Origin of the sequence: Rhodovulum sp. FJ3, assembly GCF_032918305.1 — a bacterium.
Taxonomy (GTDB): Bacteria; Pseudomonadota; Alphaproteobacteria; order Rhodobacterales; family Rhodobacteraceae; genus SAT37.
The window spans coordinates 464116-484040 of the sequence record NZ_JAWJUU010000003.1 but is presented as its reverse complement, the minus strand read 5'-3'; the positions used below and the strand labels follow the sequence as shown (position 1 = coordinate 484040).

Genomic DNA, 19925 nt, shown 5'->3' with positions numbered 1-19925 from the left:
GGTGGCGCGGGGCCAGTGCCCCGCGCGGCGCTTAGTTCATGCCGTAGGAGGACGGTTCCAGATCGTTGAACATGTTGTCCATCAGCAGCTTGGTCAGCTCTTCTTCGTCGTTGCGGTCGTTTAGACCATCAACCAAGGCACCCCATTTGGTGACATAGGGTTCAAAGGAGTCAAACACCGCCTGTGGGTTTTCGATCTTGTAGGTGTCGCGCGCGATGCCGGTCATGTCGCCCACACCGTTATCGATCCATGCCTGAACGGCGTTCTGCAGGCTATCTGCCGGTTCGACCTCAACCGTTTGACCGGTCTCGAGGGCGTTGGCGAGGGCGCTGCTTGCCGATTCCGCGTACATGATGTGCGCGCGGGCCTGTGTGCGGGCGGCCAGTTCAAAGATGATCCCGCGCTGTTCGTCCGTGAGGCCCATCCACCAGTCTTTGTTGATGGTCATCTGGGGCGAGTTGAACGCAGGCGTCCAGCGCGTCAGCGTGGTCGAGTTCGACACCTCTTGGAGGTTGCCGTCGCGCAGCCAGTTCGCGCTGAGCGAGGCGCAGTCCAGTGCGCCGGTTTGCAGCGCCTGATAGGCCTCGGAGGCGGGCATGCCGACAGGCACACCGCCCAGATCGGTCACCAATGCGCCGATCAGGCCATAGGCACGGACCTTGAGGCCTTTCATGTGCTCAAGCTCGGTCACGGGTTCGGCGGTGTTGCACATCAGCGAGTATTCGGGGGTCGAGAAACCCGCCATCGGGATCACGTTGTGGCCGTGCCATTCGGCCTGAGCGGCGGGGTCGTGCATGATCCAGTCGGCATAGGCCGCGCCAATCGCGATGGGGTCGGGTTCGATAAAGCCAAAGCCGGCGATCGAGGCGTTGATCGGCAGGTCCGACGGGGTATAGCCCACGGTCGTCTGGCCGATTTGTGCGACGCCATCACCGATGCCTTGGAGGTGGGATTTCGGCGGCATGATCGCGCCGCCGGTGAAATGCTGGAACGTGATGTCGCCATTCGTGGCGGCCTCAAGGTCTTTGATGAACTGGTCGTTGGCTTGGGTCGTCGGCTCGGTCGGGGCGTTCCAGCTTGAGAACCGGTAGGTTTCAGCCGAGGCGGTGCTGGCAACGGCCAGAGCGATACCACCACACAGCAGGGCGCGTTTGACATGTTTCATTCGTATTTCCTCTCCTGATGGGCACGGAACAGGGTGAAGTGTCCCGTTGTTTGCGGTTACCCGCGTCTCCTCCGTCACAGAGGGGCCCATGCCAGTGTTCGTTGCGCCGGCACACCCTCTGTCTAGGGCGGTGGATACGCACTTGCCATGCCAAAATGGCGCCATTCCACCATTGGCATGTCGATTGCGAAGACTGTCTTGAAAACGCCCAGTGTCGTTGCATGACGCACCACAATCAGGGCAGGGTGAGAGACGAGGAAACGTTATGAAAATCGGTTATGTCGGCCTTGGGGCTATGGGGGGCGCGCTGGCGCGTTGGTTGGTGGCGGATCACGACCTGTTGGTGTGGGATCTGAACCCTGCGGCCATGGCGCGCTTTGCCGAATATGGCGCGACGCCCGCGACCTCCCTGCCGGATATGGCGCGGGCCTGTGACATCGTTTTTCTGTGCCTCCCCCGAAGCAGCAATGTCGAAGCCGCGATCTTTGGCGACGGAGGTCTGGTGGGCGGTCTGGCCCCCGGGAAGATCGTGATTGATCAGACCAGTGGCGTGGGCGCAGAAACCCGTGACATGGCGCGCCGTCTGGCCGCGCAAGGTGTTGATATGTTGGACGCTCCGGTCGCGGGCGGTGTGCCAAGCGCGGTGGGCGGCACGATTACGATCATGCTGTCGGGCGATGACGGGGCCCAAGCGCGCGCCATGCCCGCCCTACGTGCGATGACGTCGAAAATCTATCGCGCCAGCGGCGTGGCGGGCGATGCGCAGTCCGTCAAAACCCTGAACAACATGATGAACATGGTGTTCCGTGTGGCGACGCTTGAACTGGCGGCGTTGGCGGTGCGGTTGGGGGTGCCGATGGGCGAACTGACCCCCGCATTAGAGGCGGGTGTGGCGGGCAACTTTACCTGTCGAACAGTTCTGCCCGCGATTATCGCCGAGCGTTCGGTCGGGGATTTTGCTCTGACCCTGATGTTGAAGGACAATAATCAGGCGCTGGAACTGGGGATTGCGGCGGGTGTGCCGATGCCCTTGTCGGCCTTGGGGCGCGCCGCCGTTCAGATGAACATAAACATAATCGGTGATCACGCGGGTCTCGACCACGTGATGCCGTTCATGGAACAGGCAACCGGTGTGCGTTTCATGGACACGTTCGACCGTGTCACGGACAGTGATGTGACCGCCCTGACGATCACGGCACTGGCGGCGGCGAACCGTGCGATTGCCTATGAAATCCTGTCGGTCGCGGCCAAGATGGGGATGGACCTGACCGATTTCGGGCGCATTCTGAACAACGGATCGGCGTGGAACCGCGAATGCGAAAACATTCTGGATGAGCTATCCTCGGGCCGTGCGTCTGCCACGACCCTTGGCGATGCGATTGACGCGATGCGCGGGCTTGAGGCGCTGAACCTCAAACACGGGGTGACGACCCTGATTCTGGGTGAGGTGCGGGCGATTTATGAGACCGCCGCGCGCGAGTTGGGCATGGGTGCGTCCGTCAGTTTTCTGGCAACTCTTTACGAACGGGTTGGCGAAGTGACCCTGCGGGCGGCCTAATCGCGTTTGTGCAGCAGATTGAAAATGAAGATCGCGGTGAACATCACGATGACATAGCGCATCGTATGCGCGATCGTCACAAAGGCGACGCTTTGGTTGATGGCGAGCGCCAAGAGGCTCATCTCCATCAAACCGCCGGGCGCATAGCTGAGCAGGGAGGCAAAGAAATCCATCCCCCCCGCCAGATAGGCGATTAACGCGATACTGCCCGAGACACAGATCGCCAGAACGGCGGCAATCAGGCCGTGCATGATGCTGCGGGCGACGACACGCAGGTGCATGCCCGCAAAACTTGCCCCGACGGCCCCGCCCAGAACCATCTGGGCCGCGCGTGAAATCGTGGTGGGCGGCGCGGTGTGAACGACCTCGGTCAGGTGGGCAATCGCGCTCAGGATCAGCGCGCCCAGAATGGCCCGCGCGGGGATGCGCAACAGGCGCCCCGCCAACGGCCCGAACGCGGCACAGCCAAGCAGGATCAACAGTTCAAGCGGCGGCACCTCGCCAAAGGCCACCAGCCCCCGTTCGCCCGCCTGACCGGTCTGATCGCCCGCAATCAGGACCACCAGAACCGCGATGCCGACCACCGACACAATCACCCGAAGCGAATGGGACAGGGCGATCTGGCGGGAGTCGCCGCCGCTCTGTTCGCCCATCAGGACCATGTCGTTCAGACCGCCAGGCACACTGGACAGGTAGGAAGTGATCGGGTCCAAATGCGCCACCCGCCGGTAATACAGGTAATTGACCGAGGTCGAGGCGACGATGAACACCGGGATCAACGACAGGGCAAAGACAAACGCGCCTGCGTTGGCAAAGATGTCCGGCAGGAATGCCGACCCCAGAACAACCCCCAGCACCGGCAGGGCCACAGGGCGCAACATGTTCAGCCCGCGCACCGGCACACCGGCAAGGGCAGGTATGGCGTTGAACATCAGGGGGCCGATGTACCAGGGCAGGGGACTGCCGATGGCTTGCATCACAATTCCGCCGATGATCCCCAGAACCGCCCCAAGCGCGTATCCGAACCAGTTCCCCATCACAGGAACCATGCGAATACGTTATGGAAATGCGGGTCGATCACGTCTGGGCCTTTGTCGTCTATGGGGCCGGTCTAACGGGGTCTGCGACCGAGTGCCACAGGGAAACGACAAAAGGTCGGCGGATATGCCGCCGACCTATGGGTGTTCCTGTTTTGCGCTTGGGAATTAGGCGTCTTTGGCGGTCCCGAGGAAGTCCACCGCGACCAGACCCTGACCCTTGGGGCGAACCAGAACGGGGTTCACCTCGGCCTCGGCAAGATCGGGGGTGCGCAGGATGGTGTTGCCGAATTCGACCGCTGCGGTGATCAATGCCTCGGTGTCCGCCGCAGGTGCGCCACGGAACCCTTCGAGCAGGGTCCACAGTTTCAGGCGTTTCAGGGCCTGTTCGACCTGTTCGCGCGTGACGGGCAGGGCCAGATAGGTGATGTCCCGATAGAGTTCCACCGCAACGCCACCCGAGCCAATCGATAGGACTGGACCAAAATCGGTGTTGCCCAGACAGGACAGGACGACCTCGACGCCGTCCGTGACCATTTCCTGAACCAGAACCGGCAGATCGGGGTTGCTCAGGATTTTGCGGAATTCGGCGGCGTGGGCATCCACGTCCTCGGGTGTTTGGACCTTGAGCTTGACCAGACCCAGTTCGGTCTTGTGTTCGGCCGCGTCGGGCAGAACCTTGACCACCAACGGATAGTTCAGATCCTTGCATCCCTCGACCGCCGACACACCCGGTTGCAGCAGGGTCCATTTGGCAGGCGTGATCGCCGACGTTTCCAGATAATCCATCATCTCACCCCATGTCTGGGGCACGGACAGCGGCGACGCAGACGTGTCGGGCAGGGCCACAGTGATGTTCTGGAACCGCTGACGGTCATAGAGCCAGCGCAGCGCACGCATGGTGTTGGACGGATCGTCGGAAATCAGGATGCCGGCCTCCATGAATTCCATCTTCAACTCGGTCGACACCTTTTCCATCGCAAAGGTGATGATCAAGGGCAGGCCACTGTCGCGGGCGGCCTGTTTGAAGGCATCGCCATTGTCGATCAGGTCTTTCATGCCACTGGACGCGAATTGCACGACGATGGCCTCGGTCCGCGCATCGGCGCCCAGAACGGCCAGCGTGTCGCGGAACAGGTTCGGGAACTGGCGGATTTGACCGGTCAGGTCGACGGGGTTTGCCTTGCGCGCGAATTCGGGCAGGATTTCCTGAAGCTTTGCGGCGGCGTCGTCGCTGAAGGTGGACATGGGCAGGTCGCGCTCGTCACTATGGTCGGCCAACAGGGCACCCGCCCCGCCAGAGGAACTCATCACGGCGATGCCGGACAGGGGATCGTCGGATACGCGCGGGTTCGGCATGAACGACAGAACCTCAACCGCCGCCATGGCCTCACCCAGACTGTCGACCATGATCACGCCCGCCTGTTCCAGAACGTCGGTATAGATCGCGTGGGGCGAGGCGATTTTGCCGGTATGCGACGCGGTCGCCTCTTGGCCGAATGCGGATCGACCGGCCTTGAGTGTGACGATCTGGATGCCGCGTTCACGGGCGCGCGCCGCGATGCGCAACAGACGCGCGGCGTTGTCCAGACCCTCTAGGTACAGACCCACAACGCGCACGTCGTCCTGTTCCACGACCCAGCTGAGCGCGTCCAGCGCATCCATGCAGGTCTCGTTCCCGACGGATACGATATAGGAACACCCAAGGCCCGTGCGTTGCAGATGCGCGCCAATCGCCCCCATCAGCGCGCCGGATTGTGACACGACGGCAATCGGGGCGTGGCGCAGGTTTTCCAGCCCGAACGCCGCCGCACCAAAGGTCAGCATCGTCTTTGCCTGAACCGACCATACGCCCTGACCGTTGGGACCGAGGACGTGAACGTTGTTTTTATCCGCCGCCGCTTTCAGTTGCGCGGCCAGTTCATGCCCGCCCTCTACCTCTTCAAAGCCTGCGCTATAGACAATCGCGCAGGTGATGCCCTTGGCGCCGCATTCCTCAATCAGACCTGGAACCGTGGCGGCGGGCGTGATGATCAGGGCAACATCGGGCACCTCGGGCAGATCAGCGAGGGTTTTATAGGCCTTGTGTCCCTCAACCTCATCCGCGCTGGGCGAGACGGGATAGATGCGCCCCTCAAACCCGTGTTTGATCAGGATTTTCACGATCCGGTTGCGCGCGCCCGGCTTGGGCGAGGCGCCGACGATCGCCACGCTTTTGGCGCGAAAGATCTTGTCCAGCGGCGGCACGGCAATCTCGTCAGGGGCGGGGGAGTGGGCGTTCATAGTTTCGGTCTTCCGTCTGTTTCAGGCACTAGGATCAGCACCGCGCGCGCCCAAATGGAGCGGCCATGCTGCGTTGCGGCCAAAAACGCACTTCTCGTGCCAGAACCATGAAATCCCCCCGTTTGTGCAGGTTCCGCCGTCCCCCCGACTGCGGTTGTGCGTTCCTATCCTAGCCGCCCTGTATGCGGTCGCGATATCGCCTTTGGCTATGCGGTATGAAGGGTTGGACTATATCCGCGTTTCCGCGCTCTCGACGGGTGATTGGGGCGGCGCTAGTTTTGGGTCACACCCGAAAAGGATAAGAAAAATAAGCTCCTCGCCCAAAACCTCGCCGTTCGATCCCCTCAAGAACCGCGGCTTTCTGATCTATTGGCTGGCCGGATTGTCCGCCAATTTCGGCTGGCAAATCCAACTGGTGGGGGCGTCTTGGTTGATGATTTCACTGGGCGGTACGCCAGAGCAGGTCGCATTGGTCCAAGCGTCGGTTGCCCTGCCGGTGATGCTCTTGTCCTTGCCGGGGGGCACATTGTCCGATCGTGTCGGCCAAAAGGTCATGGTGCTGTGGGCGCAGTCATTTTTGATGATCGTGTTCACGGCCGTTGCCGTCGCTGCCTATTTTGAGGCGCTGACGCCGTCGCTGTTGTTGCTGAGCACCTTGGCCGTGGGGGCGGGGCGGGCCCTCTATTATCCGGGCTGGCAGTCGATGGTGTTCGAGTTTTTTGAACGCGACAAGACCCCCGCCGCCTTTGCGATCAACACCGGTAACCTGAATATCGCCCGCAGCCTTGGCCCCGCGCTTGGCGGTGCGTTGGTGGCGTCGGTCGGGGCGTTCTTGGCCTTTGTTGTCGCCGCGATCAGCAACGTCAGCGTTCTGTTCGTGGCCAGCCGGTGGAAAATCGCAAAGCCGTCCCATGATCTGCCGCCCGAACCGTTCGGCAGCGCGATCTTGGCCGGTCTGCGCTATATCGCCCTGTCGCCGACCCTGTTGACGGTGATCTTGCGGTCCTGTGTGTTCAACATCGCGGCGATTGCGGTGATGGCGATGCTGCCGCTTGTGGCGCGCGATGTGTTGCAGGGCGGACCGCAGGTTTATGGCTTTCTGCTAGGGGCGTTCGGGATCGGGGCGGTGGCGGCGGCGGTGCTGTCCCAGACCCTGCGCCGTCTCATTCCGGTCGAACGCTATCTGGCAGGGGCGTTTGTGACCTATGCCGTGGGGATGGTTGTTCTGGGGCTTAGCCCGTCAATCATCCTATCGCTGATCGCCGCCTGTATGACCGGTATGTGCTGGATCCTTGTTCAGGTGACATTCGGCTCCACGAACCAAGTGTCCTCGCCCCGCTGGGTCATCAGCCGCAGCATCGGCATCTACCAGACCTTTGTGTTTGGCGGGAATGCGTTGGGCAGTCTGATTTGGGGGATGATCGCGGGTGGATATGGCACGCCTGCCGCCCTGTTTTCGGCGGCTGCTCTGATGGTTGCGGGGGCGGGCATTGGTCTGTTCCTGCGGATCAAGGAACCTGACGGGTTCGGGTTGGACCCGCAATCGGACTGGAAACCGCCCCAGCCCAAGGTCGACATGGTGATGAAAAGCGGACCGATCCTGACCACGATCACCTATCGTATCCGCGAGGATGACGTTCCCGAATTCCTGTCCGTCATGCGTGAAAAACGGCGCAATCGTATCCGTGACGGGGCGGCGCGTTGGACCCTGTCGCGTGACATTCAGGATGCGGAACTGTGGTTTGAACGGTTCAAGGTCGCCACATGGGCCGATGCCCAACGCCTACATTCACGGCGCACGGTGGCCGGCGGCCTTGTGATTGAGGCGGTGCGCAAGCTGCATCAGGGCCCCAACCTGCCCGAGGTGCATTACGAACTGGTCCGCAATACGGCGCATACCCCGCACGACCGGACCCACGAACACCACCACTGATCCAAAAGAAAAGGCCGCGTGAAACACGCGGCCTTTGTTGTCTTATCGCTTGGACCTTAGAAGTGGGCCGATTTCGTCGCCGGGTTCTTTTCCATCGGCGGGGCGAATTTGGTCAGGTCGATGCCGTCAACGGCGACCTTGTATTCGTCCAGCGTGGGCGTACGGCCCAAGATCGCCGACAGAACGACAACCGGGGTCGACCCCAGCAGCGATTCACCCTTCTTCTCGGGCAAGTCGCCGACGACGCGGCCTTGGAACAGGCGGGTCGAGGTGGCCAGAACGGTGTCGCCCTTGGCGGCCTTTTCCTGGTTGCCCATGCAGAGGTTACAGCCGGGACGCTCAAGATACAGGATGTTCTCGTACTCGGTACGGGCCTGTGCCTTGGGGAACAGATCGTCGAACTCAAAGCCCGAGTATTTCTGCAGGATTTCCCAGTCGCCTTCGGCCTTCAGCTCATCAATGATGTTGTAGGTCGGGGCGGCCACAACCAGCGGGGCCTTGAACTCGACCTTGCCGTTGGCGGCTTCGAGGTTCTTCAGCATCTGCGCCACGATCTTGATGTCGCCCTTGTGCACCATGCACGAGCCGACAAAGCCCAGATCGACCTTTTTGTCCGCTGCGTAATAGGAAATCGGACGGATGGTGTCGTGGGTATAGCGCTTGGACACATCGTCGTTGTTGACGTCGGGGTCGGCGATCATCGGCTCGATGATCTGGTCCAGATCGACGACAACCTCGGCAAAGTAGTTCGCATTGTCATCCGGCGTCAGCGCGGGTTTTTCACCCGAGGTGATTTCGGCGATACGCTTGTCCGCTTTGTCGATCAGACCTTGCAGGGTCTTGGCTTCGTTATCCATGCCCTTGTCGATCATCACCTGGATGCGCGACTTGGCCAGTTCCAGCGAGCCGATCAGCGTGTCGTCGTTGGAGATACAGATCGACGCCTTGGCCTTCATCTCGGCCGTCCAGTCGGTAAAGGTGAAGGCCTGGTCGGCCAGCAGGGTGCCGATGTGCACCTCGATGACGCGGCCTTGGAAGACGTTGTCGCCGTGTTGTTGCAGCATCTGTGCCTGAGTGGCGTGCACCACGTCACGGAAGTCCATCCAGTCGGCCATTTTGCCTTTGAACGTCACTTTGACCGACTCGGGGATCGGCATGGTCGCCTCACCCGTGGCCAGTGCCAGAGCAACCGTGCCCGAGTCCGCACCGAATGCGACGCCTTTGGACATACGGGTGTGGCTGTCGCCGCCGATGATGATGTCCCAGTCGTCCACGGTGATGTCGTTCAGCACCTTGTGAATAACGTCGGTCATGGCGTGGTATTCGCCTTTGGGGTCACGCGCGGTGATCAGGCCAAAGTTGTTCATGAAGGACATCAGTTTGGGGATGTTGGCCTGAGCCTTTTTGTCCCAAACCGACGCGGTGTGACAGCCCGACTGATACCCCGCGTCCAGCGACGGCGAGATCACGGTGGCGGCCATCGCCTCCAGCTCTTGCGCGGTCATCGGACCGGTGGTGTCCTGCGAGCCGACAACGTTGACCTTGACGCGCACGTCCGAACCGGCGTGTAGGGTCTTGCCCGGCGTGGTGCCGCGGGCGTTGCGGTTAAAGATCTTTTCAACCGCGGTCAGGCCTTGGCCCTCAACCGAGACTTCTTTGGACGGCGCATAGGCGGACTTGAGCTCTTGGCCCAGAGCCTCAGCCGCGAATGTCTGCAGCTTTTTGCCAAAGACCACGGCGTAAGAACCGCCCGCCTTGATGAACTCAACCTTTTGCGGGGTCAGCGACGAGGCGATATCGACCAGTTCGGTGCCATCCGCATCGTACAGCTTTTTGTCCTTGGTGTTGATCGTCAGAACCTTGCCGGTCTCAACCGAATAGGCTTGCTCCAGAACCGGGTCGCCGTTTTCGTCCAGAACGGTTTTGCCGTCTGCGTCGACCTTACGAACCCAGTTTTTCAGGTCGATGCCGATGCCGCCGGTCACGCCAACGGTGGTCAGGAAGATCGGCGAGATGCCGTTGGTGCCCGCCACAACCGGTGCGATGTTGACGAAGGGCACATAGGGCGATGCCTGTTTGCCGGTCCACAGAGCAACGTTGTTCACGCCCGACATACGGGACGAGCCCACACCCATCGTGCCTTTTTCCGCGATCAGCATCACGCGGGCATCGGGGTTTGCTTTTTGCAGCTCTTGGATTTCTGCCTGTGCTTCGGGGGTGATCATGCACTTGCCGTGCAGTTCACGGTCGGCGCGGCTGTGCGCCTCGGCACCGGGCGACAGAAGGTCGGTCGAGATATCACCTTCGGCGGCGATAAAGGTGACGACTTTGATCTCTTCTTCGATCTCGGGCAGCTTGGTAAAGAATTCTGCCTTGGCGTAGCTTTCCAGCAGGTCTTTGGCGACCGCATTACCAGCCTTATAAGCAGCGTCCAGACGGTCGGTGTCGGCCTCATACAGGAAGACCTGAGTCTGCAGAACCTCGGCGGCCTGTGCGGCGGTCGCGGCGTCATCACCAAGGGCAAGGTCCAGCAGAACCTCAACCGACGGGCCGCCCTTCATGTGCGACAGCAGTTCGTATGCAAAGTCGGGGGTGATTTCGGCGACTTCTTCCTGACCCAGAATGATCTCTTTCAGGAACTTCGCCTTAACGCCTGCGGCGCTGGTCGTGCCGGGCAGGGTGTTATAAATGAAAAAGTTCAGCGACGCTTCGCGGTGTTCGTTGCCGGTGTCCTTGATCTGTTCGATCAGTTCCGCAACCAGTGCGCCATCGTCAATTGGCTTGGGGTGCAACCCTTGCTCTTTACGATTTTCAATCTCAATCAGGTAGTCTGTGTACAAGCTCATGACGATCCCAGCGATTTAGAGTTAGATGCGGTGTGAATGCCACCCAATAGAATCTTCTGCAAGGTGCGCATCCCGTTTGTATGCGGCTGTATACCAATTGGCCTGCCGATGCAATATCCCGCGTGTTTCAAGACGAAAAAGCCCTCGGCCACCCGCGGGGCCAAGGGCGCGAATTTCTGGGTGCGTTTTGGGAGGATTAAGTCAGATTTGCAATGTGGCTTTTGATCGCGGATGCGGGCAATGGACCGCCGTGGCCCAGCAGGAATTCCCGCCCGCCAAGACCGATCAACCGGTTCAGTGACGTGGCAACGGCGGCGCGGTCCTCTTCGAACGGGGGGGATTTCGGGCGGCTGCGCAGGATCAGCCCGCCAAGGGCAATGCCCGACGCCGCCAGATCACCCGCAAACACCCGCCCGTCGTTCATCAGCACCGATATGGACCCCGGTGTATGGCCGGGTGTGTGCAGAACGCGTGCAGGCAGGCCAAAGTCCGACAGGTCCATGTCGTCCCCGTCCATCCGGATGTCAGGGGTGACGTGTGGAAACGGCTGGTTGATCAAACCGGTCCGTTTGAAGAGCCGCCCGAACAGGCCACTGGGCCGCAACAGGGGCGGGGTGCCGGTCAGATAGGGCATCTCCTCGGCATGGGCCAAAACCGGCGCGCCGGACAGATCGGCCACGGCCTTGGCCGAACCTGCGTGGTCAATATGCCCATGGGTCAGCACGATCAGGCGCAGGTTGGCCCAACCCATGTTCCGCCGCGCAAGGGCGCGCGAAATCTTGGGCGCGCTATCGGGCAGGCCCGTGTCGATCAGAACCGCATCCGACCCCCGCGTTACCAGAAACGCGTTCAGCATCCCGCGCGGCAGCATGGATATCGTATCTATGTTTATCTTGGTCATCGCGGCCCCCGTGTTTAGGTTCAGGGGCAGATGACATGGCCCGCGCACGGCGGGCAATTAGGCACCTTTTGGTAACCGGAGGCCGATGTGAAAGACACGATTGACCCGTCGCGCCCATGGGCGATCCCCGAAACCGGTGACTGTCCGGTGGCCGATACGCTGCGCCTTTTGGGCGGCAAACACGCGGCCAAGGTCCTGCATTGTCTGGTGGCGGGGGAGATGCATTTCCTCGAACTGACCCGCGCGATGCCGGATATCAGCCGCAAGGTCCTGACGGCGCAGTTGGGCGAATTTGAACAGTCGGGTCTGGTGTCGCGGGTGGAAAAACAGGATGCGCGCCGCCGTGTGGGATATTCCCTGACCCCCAAGGGGCGGGCGTTGGCGGTCATTCTGGCGCAGCTTTATGACTGGGGCCTGACATATGGCCCCACCAAAACAGAACCGTCCGGGCAGCAGGGCCGCCCGGACGAGGGATAGGTTACGCGATCAGGTCAAACCGGTCGGCGTTCATCACCTTGGTCCATGCGGCAACGAAATCGCGCACGAATTTCTCGGCGTTGTCGTCTTGGGCATAGACCTCGGCATAGGCGCGCAGGATCGAGTTCGAGCCGAACACCAGATCGGCGCTGGTCGCGGTCCATTTGGTGTCGCCGGTTTTGCGATCACGGATCTCATAGAGGTCCCCGTCCACAGGGTTCCAGCTATAGTCCATGTCGGTCAGGTTGACGAAAAAGTCGTTCGTCAACTGGCCCACACGATCGGTGAACACACCATGTGATGTGCCGCCATAGTTCGTGCCCAGAACCCGCATACCGCCGACCAGAATGGTCATCTCGGCCGCCGTCAGGCCCAGCAACTGTGCCTTGTCCAGCATCAGTTCCTCCGGCGCGACCGCATATTTTTCCTTTTGGAAGTTGCGGAAGCCACAGGCCAGCGGTTCCAGCGGGTCAAAGCTCTCGGCGTCGGTCTGCTCGTCGGTGGCATCGCCACGACCAGGAGCAAAGGGCACGGCCACGTCATGACCGGCGGCCTTGATCGCCTGTTCCAGACCCACGTTACCGGCCAGAACGATCACATCCGCGACGGATGCACCGGCCTCGGCGGCGATGGGTTCCAGAATGCCCAGAACCTTGGCCAGACGCTCGGGCTCATTCCCGACCCAGTCCTTTTGCGGGGCCAGACGGATGCGGGCACCGTTCGCGCCACCACGTTTGTCCGAGCCGCGATAGGTGCGGGCGCTGTCCCATGCGGTTGCGATCATTTCGGCGGCGGACAAGCCGCTGTCGGCGATCTTGGCCTTGACGGCATCGACGTCGTAATCGGTCGCACCGGCGGGGATCGGGTCCTGCCAGATCAGGTCCTCATCAGGGACGTTCGGGCCGTAATAGTTCGCCTTGGGGCCCATGTCGCGGTGGGTCAGCTTGAACCAAGCACGCGCAAAGGCGTCGGCGAAATATTCGGGGTCGGCCATGAATTTCTGGCAGATTTCGTTGTAGATCGGGTCGACCTTCATCGCCATGTCCGCGTCCGTCATGATCGGGTTGCGGCGCACCGAAGGATCGGTCGGGTCGACCGGTTTCTTGTCCTCGGGCATGTTGGTCGGTTCCCACTGCCATGCGCCTGCGGGCGATTTGGCAAGGTCCCAGTCATAGTTGAATAGGTAGTCGAAATAGCCCATGTCCCACTGGGTCGGGTGCGCGGTCCATGCGCCCTCAATCCCCGAGGTAAAGGCGTTCGTCGCCTTGCCGTCGTGACCGGGGTTGTCCCAGCCAAAGCCTTGGGTGTGCACGGGGCACCCTTCGGGCTCAGCACCGATGCTGTCGACCGCGCCGCGACCGTGGGCCTTGCCGACCGTGTGGCCACCACAGGTCAGAGCGGCGGTTTCCTCGTCGTTCATCGCCATACGGGCAAAGGTTTCGCGCACGTGTTTCGCGGTGCGGGCGGGATCGGGATTGCCGTTCACCCCCTCGGGGTTCACATAGATCAGACCCATGTGCACCGCCGCCAGCGGGTTATACAGGGTCGAGGTATCGTCCAGATCGCCATAGCGGTTTTCCGACGGCGCCAGCCATTCGTTCTCCGCACCCCAGTTGACGTCCGTTTCCGGCCCCCAGATATCTTCGCGGCCAAAGCCGAACCCGAACGCGGGCAGGCCCATATCTTCATAGGCCATTGTACCGGCCAGAATGATCAGATCGGCCCAAGATAGGGCATTGCCGTATTTCTTTTTCACCGGCCACAGCAGGCGACGCGCCTTATCAAGGCTGGCGTTGTCGGGCCACGAGTTCAGGGGCGCAAAGCGGATATTGCCGCCGCCGCCACCACCGCGCCCATCGGCCAGACGGTAGGACCCTGCCGAGTGCCACGCCAGACGGATCATCAGACCGCCATAGTGCCCCCAATCCGCAGGCCACCAGTCCTGACTGTCGGTCATCAGGGCCTTGACGTCTTCTTTGACCGCCTCGAAATCCAACCCTTTGACCGCCTCGCGGTGGTTGTAATCGGGATCCATCGGATTGGTGCGCGCGCCGTGTTGGTGCAAAATGTCGAGGTTCAGCGATTTCGGCCACCATTTGGTGACGCTGTTGCCGTGACCCGTGTTGCCGCCGTGCATGACGGGGCAGCCGCCAGTCGGTTCCGAAGTATTGCCGTCCATGGCTCTCTCCCTTGGTGTGGTCAGGTCGGGCCTGACGTTAAATCTAGAATCACTCTAACTGGGGTGCGTTATTATCTCCAATTTGATTTCCTAACGGATGTGATAAGTTCTGCTTATGATTGGTCTGACCCTAAAACATCTACGCTATTTCCAAGCTCTGGCACAGCACCGGCATTTTGGCCGTGCGGCGGATGCCTGTGCGATTTCCCAACCGGCCTTGTCCCTGCAGATCAAGGAATTAGAGGCCCTGTTCGGGGTCGCATTGGTTGAACGCAACGCCCGCGAAATCCGTCTGACATCGGTGGGCGAGGCCCTGTTGGACAAGGCGCGCGGAATTTTGCTTGCCGTCGGGGAATTGGACGATCTGGCCCGCGCGGCCAAGGGACCGCTGGCGGGTCGTTTGCGGATGGGGGTCATTCCGACCGTCGCACCCTATCTCTTGCCGCGTATCATTGCGGCCCTGTCGGATCGCCTGCCGGATCTGGATCTGCACCTGCGTGAGGCGATGACCGAGGTCCTGATCGCCGAGTTGCAAGAGGGGCGGTTGGATGTCGCCATTCTGGCCCTGCCGATTTCCGAACCGACCCTGACGGAATTTGCTCTGTTTGATGAGGATTTCGTCCTTGTCCGTCCGGCCGAGGACGCGGGAAATCCGGTGCCCAGCCCGCAGACCTTACAAACCATGCGCCTGTTGTTGTTAGAAGAGGGCCATTGTTTTCGCGATCAGGCCCTGTCGTTTTGCCAGATGGATGCCACCCGTCCGGGCGCGTTGATGGAGGGCAGTTCCCTGTCGACCCTTGTGCAGATGGTTGGCGCGGGGATGGGCGTGACCCTGATCCCCGATATGGCGGTCGATATGGAAACGCGGTCCGCCGATGTTGCGATTGCGCGGTTTCCGGCCCCCCGCCCACGGCGCACAATCGGCATGGTCTGGCGTAAAAGTAACCCGTTGGCCGAGCAGTTGATGGAGATGGGCGCCATCGTGCGCGGCGCCGCGCGGCCATAGCCCCAAATGTTACGATCAGTCATCCGCGCGTGAGAGTGTGTGATTTTACCTAGGCAAGGGCGCGTGGATTGAGGGAATTTCACATCAATGGTGCGCAAATGCACACATAAATCGACATCGCTCACGCTACTGTGCATTGATGTTTCAATTTCAAAACCCAAATCGATGTCATGAACGCGGCACAGTCCGCATGACCCAGACATTGGAGAATTGAAATGAAAAACATCGTACTTGCTTCCGCCCTGATCGCTTCTGTTGCTGCTCCGGCTTTCGCCGAAGGTGTCAAAGCCCCCGGTTTCGCCAACAGCCGCGCCGCAGAAATCCACGCACAACTGACGCTGGAATCGGACGGCTTTAACGAAGGTCTGTCGAAATACGTCGTCGAAGAGGCCGTATCGCCCTCGAACATCTCGGTTTCGTCGAGCAACGTCAGCAACCTGCGCGCTGCTGAAATCTTTGCCGAGCTGGCTGCTGCTGACCACGGCCGCAACGCTGGTCTGCCGGTAGATGGCGCTGTGACGTCGTTTGAAGGTGGCGCTGTGAACGCTCGCGCCGCTGCGATTTTTGAAGCACTGGATCTGGCTGACGACGAAGACTAATCCAGACGGAAATACCTAACCACTTGCCGGCCCCTTTCCGGGCCGGCCCAAGAAAACGGGGGCCATTCGGTCCCCGTTTTTGTTTTCGGTTTAGCCCTTGAACGGCGCGATGGTGACGCCCGCGTCTTCCAACCCTGCGCGCAGGGACTGTGCCATCGACAACGCCCCCGCCGTATCCCCATGCACACAGATCGTGTCGATCTGACAGGGGATGTGCTTGCCGCTGTGGGTGATGATCGCCTGATGGCGCAGCATGTCCAGAATGCGGGGCGTAATCGTTGCCGGGTCGTGCAGGACCGATCCCGCGATCGAGCGATCGACCAGTGTCGCGTCATCATTATACGCCCGATCGGCAAAGATTTCCCCCGCCCACCGGCACCCCAGATCGCGGGCAATCACCTCCATCGCGGTTGCGGCCAAGCCCATGATGATGATGTCCGGCGCAACCGACAGGGCCGCCTGATAGCACACCCGCGCCAATTCCGCGTCCTCGGACGCCATATTGGACAGCGCGCCGTGCAGTTTGAAATGACGAACCTCGCCACCCGCCGCGCGGGCCATCGCCTGTGCCGCGCCCAATTGATAGGTGATCATATTGGTGATTTCGGCGTGGCTCAGCGGTAGGCGCCGCCGCCCGAACCCCTGTTTGTCATCAAACCCCGGATGCGCGCCGATGCCGACCCCGTTTTCAACGGCCAACCGCATCGTGCGGGCCATCACATCGGGATCGCCCGCGTGAAAGCCACAGGCGATATTGGCCGAGGAAATCACCCGCATCAGGGCGGCGTCATCGCCCTTGTCCCACGGGCCATAGCCCTCACCGATGTCGGAATTCAGGTCGACAGTGATCATATCTGGTCCTCTGGTTCATGGCCCGTGATCATCCCGCTGATCAGTTGATAGGACAACAGGTCGGGGATGGTTGCGGGATCGCGGATCAATGGGGTGGCGCGGCGGGAAAGGGCCGCGATGTCTTTGGCGGAGCGGGCGGCGATATCGTCGGCCGCCTCCAGCGTGATCATCCGAAACCGCAGGGTCGCGCCCATCGGGGCCTGCGCGATGCAGGGCAGGTCGGCGTCAATCACCGTGCCGATACGGGGATAGCCGCCGATGGTCTGGCATTCGCAGAGCAACACATAGGGTCGCCCGTCGCCGGTCATCTGCAGATCGCCCTCAAGGATGAAATCGGACAAAAACCCGTCGGGCATATCGGCGCGAAACGGGTCGGTGTCCGCGTCAAGGCGCACGCCCTGACGGTTGGCGGTGGCCGATCGGGTGAATGTGGTGGCCTGAAACCGCGTCAGGGTCTCGTCCCCGAACAGGTCGGTTTGTGGCCCCGCGATGAACCGGATATCGCCCCCCTCAAACCGGTTGTCGGGGCGCAAACCCATCGGGGCCGCGTCCGCATTCGGGTCTGGCAACAGGGGCAGGTGCATCCCGCCCTGCAGGTCAAAGGTCAAACCGGCGGTGCGGTGGGTAGAGCGGCTGTTCAGAACCTCAGGCGTGGCGAACCCGCCCGCCGCCGTGAGATAGCCATAGGTCCCCGCCGTCACCGCGCCGATGATCAGATGCTCACCGGGATGCAGGGTGTGGCTGGCGTTCCATTGGATGGCGCGCGTGCCGATCTTGGCGCGCATCGGTGCACCGGTCAGGGCGATGCGGGTGGGGGCGGTGACCGCAAACGTGCCGCCCATCCCCGCCATTTCCAGCGCGGCAACCGGCGCGCGATGGCCCAGCAATGCCGCCGCCTCATGCAATGCCAACGGATCCGCCGCGCCCCCGCGCGACAGGCCCATATTGCGCAGACCGGACCGGCCAAGGTCCTGAATGCTGTGCCCCGGTGCGGTCTGGATCAGGATCAGATCGCTCATCCCCGCACCTCGTGGCGTGCGCCGCCCATGGGATCGCCCGATGACAACAACGCGTCCATCTCACCCGCGCCGACGGGGATCAGACGCACCTCATCCCCCGCAGACAGCGGCAGGGGGACGGGCGCATCGGGCTGATAAGGGCGAAATGCGGTGCGCGCGACCTGACGCCAACCGGTCGGGGACGGGTTGGCAAACAGCACCAGTTGCGAAATCGCCAGCGCGACCGCGCCATAAGGCACCTGCGGGTTGATTTCGGACATGCGCGGCAGGTTCAGGGCCTCCGGCAACAGTCCCAGATAGGGCTGACCCGGGGCGAACCCGATGGCCAGAACCCGCAGGGGCGTGTCGGTGATCATGCGCACAACCGCATCGGTGCCCAGACCCGTCAGGCCCGCAACGGTATTCAGGTCCGGTCCATGATCGCCGCCAAACGCGGTGGGCAGGTGCCAAACCGTTGGGGCGGGCGTCGGCGTTACGCCCCGCCAATCGGTGTCGCGTAGAATATCCGCAATGCCCGTACGCACCGCCATTCGGTCCGAGGCATCAGGATCATAGGTGAACAACACCGACCCCAAGCAGGGCGAAATGCCCGTGATGCCCTTGGGCGGGTTGGCAGTGGCCCGCGCGACCAACATCTGTACCGCGTCGGGCACCCAAGGTTCCATCGTCAGGTGAAAGCGCACCAACCATCCGTCCCGTCCCAGTGGCAGGATGACCGGTTCCGTCGGGCAGGGCGGTGGTGTGATGATTGGGGCGGGGTCGGCGGGCAAATCGGGGTCCCGGAATTGGGGCGGTGTTTGGCTAAAATCGTGAAACGCTGATAATTTGTCAACGTTTTTGGAGGCACGCGCCGGCGCGTCTATCTGAAACGAAAATACCCGACCGCGAAACGGGCCGGGTATCTCTTAAATCAGGCAGGTCGCCCCAATCAGGCGTCGGGTGTGTCCAGCGTGGACCACGTGCTGTCCTTTTTCGGGGCTGGCGGGGTCTCACACGTGCGGCGATGGATCGTCACCTTGGCGATAAAGTTGGCCGAGACCGGTGCGGTCACGAACAAAAAGGCCATGATCAGAAGTTCGTGGATCGACGGTTCACCTTTGGCCAGCGAGGCCAGCAACGAGGCCAAGAGCAACATGCCGATGCCCATCGTGCCGACCTTGGTGGGGGCATGCAGGCGGGTCATCGGATCGTCGAATTTCAACAGGCCGACAACTCCGACCAAGACAAAGCCGGAACCGATCAACAGCGACAGGGCCGCCCCGAGCGTAGCAATCGTGGAAAGGGTCATTCGATGATATCTCCCCGCAGAATAAAGCGCGCCAGAGCGACGGTCGACACAAAGCCCAGCATCGCAACCAACAGCGCGACCTCGAAATAGACCTTTACGCCTTGGTAGATGCCCAGGACGACGATCAGGCCCAGTGCGTTAATCACCATCGTGTCCAGCGCAAGAATGCGGTCGGCGACCGTCGGGCCGATCACCAGACGGGCCATCGACAGGATTTGGCCCGCCGCCAGCGCGATCAATGCGATGATGAGAGCGATTTCAAACAGTCCGTCGGCGCTTGTCATGAGAAGATCTCCAAAAGGCGGCGTTCGTAGCGGTTTTTGATGTCATCACGCACCGCGTCCGGATCGTCGGTGTGCAGGACATGCACCAAGAGGCTGTTGCCTTGGCTGGATAGGTCCGCCGACACGGTGCCCGGTGTCAGGGTGATGGTGCCCGCAAGGATAGTGATCGCCTCGGGGTGTTTGACGTCCAGCGGAATCACGATCCACGCGGGGCGCAGTTTGGCGTTGGGCACGGTGATCACGATCCATGCGACATGGATGTTAGAGACCACGATGTCCCAGAGCACCATCAGGCTGTAGGAAAACATCTTGCCCATGCGGAACGATTTGGGGCGATCGGGCCACCAGACCGCGGTAATGCGCGGAATGATGATCCCGAGGATGATGCCGAACACCACCATGCCTGCGGTGACGTCGTTTTGCAGCAGAACCCACACAACCGCCAAAATCAGGGTCAGGAGCGGGTGCGGAAAGAGCCAGTTGTACAGGCGTACCATC

At 61.4% G+C, this 19925-nt stretch carries 17 protein-coding genes; 5 read left to right on the top strand and 12 right to left on the bottom strand.

What is annotated here, in order from left to right; translation table 11 throughout:
- Nucleotides 1–31 precede the first annotated feature (31 nt).
- Complete coding sequence (locus R1W00_RS11405) at nt 32–1165, bottom strand: C4-dicarboxylate TRAP transporter substrate-binding protein (protein WP_317262857.1); 1134 nt, start codon at nt 1163–1165, stop codon at nt 32–34.
- A 265-nt stretch (nt 1166–1430) separates the two neighbouring features.
- Between R1W00_RS11405 and R1W00_RS11400 the strand changes: the two genes are divergently transcribed.
- A complete protein-coding gene (locus tag R1W00_RS11400; RefSeq protein ID WP_317262856.1) occupies nt 1431–2723 on the top strand; it encodes an NAD(P)-dependent oxidoreductase in 1293 nt (430 codons plus the stop codon).
- Here the strand turns inward: R1W00_RS11400 and R1W00_RS11395 are convergent.
- Both R1W00_RS11395 and R1W00_RS11390 read right to left on the bottom strand, forming a co-directional pair.
- A complete protein-coding gene (locus R1W00_RS11395) occupies nt 2720–3772 on the bottom strand; it encodes an AbrB family transcriptional regulator (RefSeq protein ID WP_317262855.1) in 1053 nt (350 codons plus the stop codon). The genes R1W00_RS11400 and R1W00_RS11395 overlap by 4 nt on opposite strands.
- 156 nt (nt 3773–3928) lie before the next feature.
- On the bottom strand, nt 3929–6043 hold the full coding sequence (locus R1W00_RS11390) for an acetate--CoA ligase family protein (protein ID WP_317262854.1): 2115 nt from the start codon (nt 6041–6043) through the stop codon (nt 3929–3931).
- 208 nt (nt 6044–6251) lie between these two features.
- On the opposite strand from R1W00_RS11390, the gene R1W00_RS11385 reads away from it, so the two are divergent.
- Complete coding sequence (locus R1W00_RS11385; protein WP_317262929.1) at nt 6252–7976, top strand: MFS transporter; 1725 nt, start codon at nt 6252–6254, stop codon at nt 7974–7976.
- A gap of 56 nt (nt 7977–8032) precedes the next feature.
- Here R1W00_RS11385 and R1W00_RS11380 read toward each other — a convergent pair whose 3' ends face one another.
- Entirely contained in the window at nt 8033–10822 is a 2790-nt protein-coding gene (locus R1W00_RS11380) for a bifunctional aconitate hydratase 2/2-methylisocitrate dehydratase (protein ID WP_317262853.1), read from the bottom strand.
- A 196-nt stretch (nt 10823–11018) separates the two neighbouring features.
- Nucleotides 11019–11723 (bottom strand): MBL fold metallo-hydrolase, encoded by a 705-nt coding sequence (locus R1W00_RS11375; RefSeq protein ID WP_317262852.1) that lies wholly within the window; start codon nt 11721–11723, stop codon nt 11019–11021.
- A gap of 87 nt (nt 11724–11810) precedes the next feature.
- Here R1W00_RS11375 and R1W00_RS11370 point away from each other — a divergent pair, with 87 nt between their 5' ends.
- Entirely contained in the window at nt 11811–12200 is a 390-nt protein-coding gene (locus R1W00_RS11370) for a helix-turn-helix domain-containing protein (protein ID WP_317262851.1), read from the top strand.
- 1 nt (nt 12201) lies between these two features.
- Here the strand turns inward: R1W00_RS11370 and katG are convergent, their stop codons facing one another.
- A complete protein-coding gene (gene katG, locus R1W00_RS11365) occupies nt 12202–14379 on the bottom strand; it encodes a catalase/peroxidase HPI (RefSeq protein WP_317262850.1) in 2178 nt (725 codons plus the stop codon).
- Between the two features lie 115 nt (nt 14380–14494).
- Between katG and R1W00_RS11360 the strand changes: the two genes are divergently transcribed.
- On the top strand, nt 14495–15385 hold the full coding sequence (locus tag R1W00_RS11360; RefSeq protein WP_317262849.1) for a hydrogen peroxide-inducible genes activator: 891 nt from the start codon (nt 14495–14497) through the stop codon (nt 15383–15385).
- Nucleotides 15386–15600: 215 nt separating this feature from the next.
- Complete coding sequence (locus tag R1W00_RS11355) at nt 15601–15984, top strand: hypothetical protein (RefSeq protein ID WP_317262848.1); 384 nt, start codon at nt 15601–15603, stop codon at nt 15982–15984.
- A 90-nt stretch (nt 15985–16074) separates the two neighbouring features.
- Here R1W00_RS11355 and R1W00_RS11350 read toward each other — a convergent pair whose 3' ends face one another.
- The 6 genes from R1W00_RS11350 to R1W00_RS11325 form a co-directional block, all read right to left on the bottom strand.
- Entirely contained in the window at nt 16075–16836 is a 762-nt protein-coding gene (locus tag R1W00_RS11350; RefSeq protein ID WP_317262847.1) for a 5-oxoprolinase subunit PxpA, read from the bottom strand.
- The gene (locus R1W00_RS11345) at nt 16833–17855 is read right to left on the bottom strand and encodes a biotin-dependent carboxyltransferase family protein (RefSeq protein WP_317262846.1); all 1023 of its coding nucleotides are present in this window, start codon (nt 17853–17855) and stop codon (nt 16833–16835) included. The genes R1W00_RS11350 and R1W00_RS11345 overlap by 4 nt, the downstream gene beginning before the upstream one ends.
- Nucleotides 17852–18625 (bottom strand): 5-oxoprolinase subunit B family protein, encoded by a 774-nt coding sequence (locus R1W00_RS11340; RefSeq protein ID WP_317262845.1) that lies wholly within the window; start codon nt 18623–18625, stop codon nt 17852–17854. Before R1W00_RS11340 ends, R1W00_RS11345 begins: the two co-directional genes overlap by 4 nt.
- Nucleotides 18626–18783: 158 nt before the next feature.
- Complete coding sequence (gene mnhG / locus R1W00_RS11335; protein WP_317262844.1) at nt 18784–19143, bottom strand: monovalent cation/H(+) antiporter subunit G; 360 nt, start codon at nt 19141–19143, stop codon at nt 18784–18786.
- Entirely contained in the window at nt 19140–19427 is a 288-nt protein-coding gene (locus tag R1W00_RS11330; RefSeq protein WP_317262843.1) for a K+/H+ antiporter subunit F, read from the bottom strand. The genes mnhG and R1W00_RS11330 overlap by 4 nt, the downstream gene beginning before the upstream one ends.
- Complete coding sequence (locus R1W00_RS11325; RefSeq protein ID WP_317262842.1) at nt 19424–19924, bottom strand: Na+/H+ antiporter subunit E; 501 nt, start codon at nt 19922–19924, stop codon at nt 19424–19426. Before R1W00_RS11325 ends, R1W00_RS11330 begins: the two co-directional genes overlap by 4 nt.
- Nucleotide 19925: the final 1 nt, after the last annotated feature.

Excerpts from the sequence above, each read along its gene's own strand:
- R1W00_RS11390 (WP_317262854.1), bottom strand. The coding sequence starts at position 6,043 with ATGAACGCCCACTCCCCCGCCCCTGACGAGATTGCCGTGCCGCCGCTG.
- R1W00_RS11345 (WP_317262846.1), bottom strand. The coding sequence starts at position 17,855 with ATGAGCGATCTGATCCTGATCCAGACCGCACCGGGGCACAGCATTCAG.
- R1W00_RS11355 (WP_317262848.1), top strand. The coding sequence starts at position 15,601 with ATGAAAAACATCGTACTTGCTTCCGCCCTGATCGCTTCTGTTGCTGCT.
- mnhG (WP_317262844.1), bottom strand. The coding sequence starts at position 19,143 with ATGACCCTTTCCACGATTGCTACGCTCGGGGCGGCCCTGTCGCTGTTG.
- R1W00_RS11405 (WP_317262857.1), bottom strand. The coding sequence starts at position 1,165 with ATGAAACATGTCAAACGCGCCCTGCTGTGTGGTGGTATCGCTCTGGCC.
- R1W00_RS11395 (WP_317262855.1), bottom strand. The coding sequence starts at position 3,772 with ATGGTTCCTGTGATGGGGAACTGGTTCGGATACGCGCTTGGGGCGGTT.
- R1W00_RS11360 (WP_317262849.1), top strand. The coding sequence starts at position 14,495 with ATGATTGGTCTGACCCTAAAACATCTACGCTATTTCCAAGCTCTGGCA.
- R1W00_RS11380 (WP_317262853.1), bottom strand. The coding sequence starts at position 10,822 with ATGAGCTTGTACACAGACTACCTGATTGAGATTGAAAATCGTAAAGAG.
- R1W00_RS11375 (WP_317262852.1), bottom strand. The coding sequence starts at position 11,723 with ATGACCAAGATAAACATAGATACGATATCCATGCTGCCGCGCGGGATG.
- R1W00_RS11330 (WP_317262843.1), bottom strand. The coding sequence starts at position 19,427 with ATGACAAGCGCCGACGGACTGTTTGAAATCGCTCTCATCATCGCATTG.
- R1W00_RS11325 (WP_317262842.1), bottom strand. The coding sequence starts at position 19,924 with ATGGTACGCCTGTACAACTGGCTCTTTCCGCACCCGCTCCTGACCCTG.
- R1W00_RS11350 (WP_317262847.1), bottom strand. The coding sequence starts at position 16,836 with ATGATCACTGTCGACCTGAATTCCGACATCGGTGAGGGCTATGGCCCG.
- katG (WP_317262850.1), bottom strand. The coding sequence starts at position 14,379 with ATGGACGGCAATACTTCGGAACCGACTGGCGGCTGCCCCGTCATGCAC.
- R1W00_RS11400 (WP_317262856.1), top strand. The coding sequence starts at position 1,431 with ATGAAAATCGGTTATGTCGGCCTTGGGGCTATGGGGGGCGCGCTGGCG.
- R1W00_RS11385 (WP_317262929.1), top strand. The coding sequence starts at position 6,252 with ATGCGGTATGAAGGGTTGGACTATATCCGCGTTTCCGCGCTCTCGACG.